The sequence below is a fragment of the Pseudomonas sp. 21615526 genome, assembly GCF_013386245.1.
Classification (GTDB): Bacteria; Pseudomonadota; Gammaproteobacteria; order Pseudomonadales; family Pseudomonadaceae; genus Aquipseudomonas.
Map to the genome: position 1 here is coordinate 1 of NZ_JACAOM010000164.1, position 6,535 is coordinate 6,535.

Sequence of the window (6,535 nt, forward strand, 5' to 3'; positions counted from 1 at the left end):
CACCCATGCCCTTAAAGACGCGTTCAAAAAGACGCCGACCGGGGAAGTGGTCGCCTACACTGCGTCCGGCCCGGACGGTCGGCAATGGACCGGGCAAAACCCGATGACAGAGCAGAAAGACCTGCACCAGGTCCACTTTGAAAAGGCGGTGATCCAAAGCAGCCAGGGCCAGTCGTCTGTGGCATGCCACTACCTGGATCAGAACCATGAACCGGTAAGCATGACCCTGAAAAACCAGGTCAATGCCAGGCCTCTGGGCAGCGCATGGTCAGGCAACGAATGCACGGCAACCAACCCGGCGCTCTGTACATTTGAATAGCAGGCACGCCCGACAGTTTATGCGGCGCGCTGTTCCTTGCATCTTGCGCAACAGTCCTTTGTCATCAACAGCATTGATAGCTCCCTAACGAAAGCCCCATGCTAGAGGGCTCGCTTTACGCTTATATCATTCCGAATGATAGTTACCTTTGTTTCATTCGATTCGTGAGATAGCACCCTGCCGAGCATGATCCGCCCATCTTAAATACATTGGCGGATGCACCTCATGGAACAGTCACTCAAACATTTGCGCTATCCCTTGGCCATTTTGGCCGTGATGGTGATGAGCGCCTGCGGCAAAGCGCCCGAACAGGCAGCCGCCATGCCACCAAGCCACGTCAGCGTGGCCAAGGTGCTGGAACAACCGGTCAATGAGTGGGACGAATTCACCGGCCGGCTCGAAGCGCCGGAAACCGTGCAGATCCGTCCGCGCGTGTCGGGCCAGATCGATCAGGTCGCCTTCACCGAAGGTGCCTTGGTCAAGAAAGGCGACCTGTTGTTCCAGATCGACCCACGCCCATTCCAGGCCGAAGTGCGCCGCCTTGAAGCACAACTCGCACAAACCAAGGCCGCCGCCACCCGCAGCGATAACGAAGCCCAGCGCGGCGAACGCCTGCGCCAGAGCAATGCGATCTCCGCCGAGCTGGCCGACTCGCGCACCACCGCCGCCCAGGAAGCCCATGCGACTGTCGCCGGCATCCAGGCGCAGTTGGACCTGGCCAAGCTGAACCTGAGCTTCACCCGTGTCAGCTCGCCCATCAGCGGCCGCGTCAGCCGTGCCGAGATCACCGCCGGCAACCTGGTGACCGCCGATGTCACCGCGCTGACCAGCGTGGTGTCCACCGACAAGGTCTACGCCTACTTCGACGCCGATGAACGTGTGTACCTCAAGTACACCGAACTCGCGCGCCAGGGTCGCCGTGGCGCGACCACCCCGGTGTACCTGGGCCTGTCCAATGAAGACGGCAACCCGCACCTGGGCCAGATGAACTTCGTCGACAACCAGGTCAACCCGGCCACCGGCACCATTCGTGGTCGCGCCGTGTTTGATAACAGCAAGGGCGAATACACCCCAGGCCTGTATGCGCGCCTGAAGCTGGTAGGCAGTGGCACCTACTCCGCCGTGCTGATCAGCGACGAAGCCGTGGGCACCGACCTGGGTAAGAAATTCGTGCTGGTGATGGACGGCGACAAGCCTGCCTACCGCGCGGTGGAACTGGGTCCGAAGATCGAAGGTTTGCGCATCGTGCGCAGCGGCCTGACCAAGGACGACACGATCATCGTCAAGGGTTTGCAGCGCGTTCGCCCGGGGTCGCCGGTTGCACCGGAAACCATCCCGATGGCCAGCAAGGAAACCCTCGCCGCCTTGGCACAACAACGACAAGCGCTTGAAGCCAGCAACCTGGAGCAAGTGGCGCCGGATAAAGCCGTGCCCAAGCTCGCAAGTACAGCGACTCCACGCGGTTAAGGGATACGACTCAAGATGAATTTTTCCAAGTTCTTCATTTCGCGGCCGATCTTCGCAGCGGTGCTGTCGCTGTTGATCCTGATCGCCGGCGCGATTTCACTGTTCCAGCTGCCGATCAGTGAATACCCGGAAGTGGTACCGCCGACCGTCGTGGTCCGTGCCAACTTCCCGGGCGCCAACCCCAAGGTCATCGGTGAAACCGTGGCCGCGCCCCTGGAGCAAGCCATCACCGGCGTCGAGAACATGCTGTACATGTCCTCGCAATCGACCGCCGACGGCAAGCTGACCCTGACCATCACCTTCGCCCTGGGCACCGACCTGGACAACGCGCAGGTGCAGGTGCAGAACCGGGTAACCCGGACTCAGCCCAAACTGCCCGAGGAAGTGACGCGCATCGGTATTACCGTGGACAAGGCCTCTCCCGACCTGACCATGGTGGTGCACATCACCTCCCCCGACCAGCGCTACAACATGCTCTACCTGTCCAACTACGCGATCCTCAATATCAAGGATGAGCTGGCACGGCTGGGCGGCGTGGGTGATGTGCAGCTGTTCGGCATGGGCGATTACTCCCTGCGTGTGTGGCTGGACCCGAACAAGACCGCCTCGCGCAACCTGACCGCCACCGACGTGGTCACGGCCATTCGCGAACAGAACCGCCAGGTGGCGGCCGGTGCCTTGGGCGCGCAACCTGCGCCGAATGACACCAGCTTCCAGCTGTCGGTCAACACCCAGGGCCGACTGGTCACTGAGGAAGAGTTCGAGAATATCGTCATCCGTGCCGGCGCCAACGGCGAAATCACGCGCTTGAAGGACATTGCACGGGTTGAGCTGGGTTCCAGCCAGTACGCCCTGCGCTCGTTGATCGACAACCAGCCGGCCGTGGCGATCCCGATCTTCCAGCGCCCGGGCTCCAACGCAATCGACATCTCCAATGAAGTGCGCGCCAAGATGGCGGAGCTGAAACAGAGCTTCCCGGAGGGCATGGATTACCGCATCGCCTATGACCCTACCGTCTTCGTACGTGGCTCCATCGAGGCCGTGGTTCACACCCTGTTTGAAGCACTGATCCTGGTGGTGCTGGTGGTGATCCTGTTCCTGCAGACCTGGCGTGCGTCGATCATTCCATTGGTGGCGGTGCCGGTATCGTTGATCGGTACCTTTGCGGTGATGCACCTGTTTGGCTTCTCGCTCAACGCGCTGTCGCTGTTCGGGCTGGTGTTGGCGATCGGTATCGTGGTGGACGACGCCATCGTGGTGGTGGAGAACGTCGAACGGAACATCGAATTGGGCCTGGAACCGTTCCCGGCCACTGAAAAGGCCATGAGCGAAGTAACCGGCCCGATCATCGCGACCGCGCTGGTACTGTGTGCGGTGTTCATTCCAGCGGCATTTATCAGCGGCTTGACCGGCCAGTTCTACAAGCAGTTCGCCTTGACCATTGCGATCTCGACCGTGATCTCGGCGTTCAACTCGCTGACCCTGTCGCCCGCACTGGCAGCGGTATTGCTCAAAGGCCACAACGCGCCGAAAGACGGGTTCTCCAGGTTCCTCGACAGGATGCTGGGCGGCTGGTTGTTCAAACCGTTCAACCGCTTCTTCGACAAGGCCAGCCATGGTTACGTCGGCACGGTACGCCGGGTGATCCGCGGCAGTGGTATCGCGCTGTTCCTGTACGCCGGCCTGATGGTCCTGACCTGGATGGGCTTTGCCCACACGCCGACCGGTTTCGTACCGGCCCAGGACAAGCAATACCTGGTGGCCTTCGCGCAATTGCCGGACGCCGCGAGCCTGGACCGTACCGAAGACGTGATCAAGCGCATGTCCGACATCGCCATGAAACAGCCCGGCGTGGAAAGCGCGATCGCCTTCCCCGGCTTGTCGATCAACGGTTTTACCAACAGCCCGAACAACGGCATCGTGTTCGTGACCTTGAAGCCGTTCGATGAGCGTAAAGACCCGAGCCTGTCTGCCGGTGCGATTGCCGGTGCACTGAACGGCAAGTACAGCAGCATCCAGGAAGCCTACATGGCGATCTTCCCACCGCCGCCGGTACAGGGCCTGGGTACGATCGGCGGGTTCCGCCTGCAGGTCGAAGACCGTGGCAACCTGGGTTACGACGAGCTGTACAAAGAAGTGCAGAACATCATTACCAAGAGCCGTGGCGTGCCTGAGTTGTTCGGCCTGTTCACCAGCTACACGGTCAACGTGCCCCAGGTCGATGCTGCCATCGACCGCGAAAAGGCCAAGACCCATGGCGTGGCGATCAGCGACATCTTCGACACCCTGCAGATCTACCTGGGCTCGTTGTATGCCAACGACTTCAACCGCTTCGGGCGCACCTATCAGGTCAACGTGCAGGCTGAGCAACAGTTCCGCCAGGATGAAGACCAGATCGGCCAGCTGAAAGTGCGCAACAACAAAGGCGAGATGATTCCCCTGGCGACCTTCATCAAGGTCAGCGACACCTCGGGCCCGGACCGCGTGATGCACTACAACGGCTTCATCACCGCCGAGATCAACGGCAACGCCGCACCGGGCTACAGCTCCGGCCAGGCCCAGGCGGCGATCGAGAAACTGTTGAAAGACGAACTGCCCAACGGCATGACCTACGAGTGGACCGACCTGACCTATCAGCAAATCCTCTCGGGCAACACTGCGCTGTTCGTGTTCCCGCTCTGCGTACTGCTGGCGTTCCTGGTACTGGCCGCCCAATACGAAAGCTGGAGCCTGCCACTGGCGGTGATCCTGATCGTACCGATGACCCTGCTGTCGGCCATCACCGGGGTGATTATCTCTGGCGGCGACAACAACATCTTTACCCAGATCGGCCTGATCGTCCTGGTGGGCCTGGCCTGTAAGAACGCGATTCTGATCGTCGAGTTCGCCAAGGATAAACAGCAGGAAGGCCTCGATCCGCTCGCTGCGGTACTGGAAGCCTGCCGTCTGCGTCTGCGGCCGATCCTGATGACCTCGTTCGCCTTCATCATGGGTGTAGTGCCTCTGGTGATGTCCAGCGGTGCCGGTGCCGAGATGCGCCATGCCATGGGTGTGGCGGTGTTCTCCGGGATGATCGGCGTGACCTTCTTCGGTCTGCTGCTGACGCCAGTGTTCTATGTACTGATCCGCCGGTTTGTTGAACGCGGTGAAGCGCGCAAAGCGGCCAAGGCCTTGAAGCTGGAGACACAGCAATGAGCGTGAAAGTATTTTTGCCGAGCTTGCTGGTACTGGCGCTGAGCGCCTGTGCCGTGGGCCCGGACTATAAAACCCAGCCACTGGAGGCGGCCAACGTAACGGCCGCCGCCGACGCCAAGCAATACGACCACGGTAAGTTCGAAGGCATCTGGTGGCAGCAGTTCGAGGACCCGACCCTTAACCAGCTGGTGACTCAATCCCTGCAAGGCAACCGTGACCTGCGGGTGGCATTTGCCCGCCTGCGGGCGGCCCGGGCGATTCGTGACGACGCCGCCAATGACGTGATGCCGGTGATCACCAGCCGTGTCAGCAGCGATGTGGGCAAAGGCCAGATCCCCGGCCAGACCACCCAACGTGTCAACAGCGAGCGTTATGACCTGGGCCTGGACATGGCCTGGGAAGTGGACTTGTTCGGCCGCATCCGCCGCAACCTGGAGGCCAGCGACGCTGACCAACAGGTTGCCGAAGCTGACTTGTATCAGCTGCAAGTGACGATGATTGCCGAGTTGGTGGACGCTTACGGTCAACTGCGGGGCGCGCAACTGCGCGAGAAAATCGCGGTGGCCAACCTGAAGAACCAGGAAGACTCACGCGGTATCACGGTCAGCCTGCGGGATGCCGGTGTGGGCGATCAGCTCGATGTGGTGCGGGCCGATGCGCGTCTGGCGGCTGTAGAAGCCAGTGTGCCGCAGCTGCAGGCCGAGGAAGTTCGCGAGCGTAATCGTATCGCTACCCTGCTCGGTGAGCGGCCGGACAAGTTGAGCGTGGATTTGAGCCCGAAAGATTTGCCGGCGATTGCCAAGGCGTTGCCGATTGGTGATCCGGGGCAGCTGCTGCAACGTCGTCCGGATATTCTCAGTGCCGAGCGTAAGTTGGCAGCGGCCACGGCGCGGATTGGGGTGGCCAAGGCTGATCTGTTTCCGCGGGTGAGCCTCAGTGGGTTCCTCGGGTTTACCGCTGGGCGGGGTTCGCAGATTGGGTCGGCGGCGGCGAATGCCTGGTCGCTGGGTCCGAGCATTACCTGGGCGGCGTTTGACCTGGGCAGTGTGCGGGCAAGGTTGCGTGGTGCGGATGCCGAGGCGGATGGCGCCCTGGCGACTTATGAGCAGCAGGTGTTGCTGGCGCTGGAAGAATCGGAGAATGCCTTCAGTGATTACGGCAAACGCCAGCAGCGGTTGGTCTCGCTGATTCGTCAGAGTGAGTCGAGCCGGGCTGCTGCGGATCTGGCGGAGATTCGTTACCGCGAAGGGACGGTGGACTTCCTGGTGTTGCTGGACGCGCAGCGTGAGCGTTTGGCCGCCGAGGACTCCCAGGCTCAGGCCGAAGTGGATCTGTATCGTGGGATCGTCGCGATCTACAAGGCGTTGGGCGGTGGGTGGCAGCCGAGTACCACGATTGCCAGTGCCAAGTGATTTGACTTAAAGAGCTCCTTTGGTTGGTCGCATCCAGCCAATTTTTAGCCCCGTGCCGTCATTCGGTCGCGGGGCTTTTTTTTGCTCGCTTGTGGTGTGTGCATATCCGTTATTTCGGTCAGGGCTGCTATTGGTTCCGCTC

The 6,535-nt window shown here is 61.0% G+C and carries 4 protein-coding genes; all 4 read left to right on the plus strand.

Annotation, left to right across the window (positions count from 1 at the left end):
* Positions 1 to 319, plus strand: a 319-nt coding sequence (locus tag HX786_RS29810) for a DUF3757 domain-containing protein (protein ID WP_178912984.1), incomplete at its 5' end; no start/stop codon positions are given.
* A 225-nt stretch (positions 320 to 544) separates the two neighbouring features.
* The gene (gene mexE, locus HX786_RS29815; protein WP_178912985.1) at positions 545 to 1,786 is read left to right on the plus strand and encodes a multidrug efflux RND transporter periplasmic adaptor subunit MexE; all 1,242 of its coding nucleotides are present in this window, start codon (positions 545 to 547) and stop codon (positions 1,784 to 1,786) included.
* 15 nt (positions 1,787 to 1,801) lie between these two features.
* Complete coding sequence (locus HX786_RS29820) at positions 1,802 to 4,981, plus strand: efflux RND transporter permease subunit (RefSeq protein WP_003210869.1); 3,180 nt, start codon at positions 1,802 to 1,804, stop codon at positions 4,979 to 4,981.
* Positions 4,978 to 6,393 carry an efflux transporter outer membrane subunit gene (locus tag HX786_RS29825; RefSeq protein ID WP_102369143.1) on the plus strand — a complete coding sequence of 472 codons (1,416 nt, stop codon included), beginning with the start codon at positions 4,978 to 4,980 and terminating at the stop codon, positions 6,391 to 6,393. Before HX786_RS29820 ends, HX786_RS29825 begins: the two co-directional genes overlap by 4 nt.
* The last annotated feature ends 142 nt before the right edge of the window (positions 6,394 to 6,535 follow it).

Coding starts and splice junctions, on each gene's coding strand:
- mexE (WP_178912985.1), top strand. CDS start 545: ATGGAACAGTCACTCAAACATTTGCGCTATCCCTTGGCCATTTTGGCC.
- HX786_RS29825 (WP_102369143.1), top strand. CDS start 4,978: ATGAGCGTGAAAGTATTTTTGCCGAGCTTGCTGGTACTGGCGCTGAGC.
- HX786_RS29820 (WP_003210869.1), top strand. CDS start 1,802: ATGAATTTTTCCAAGTTCTTCATTTCGCGGCCGATCTTCGCAGCGGTG.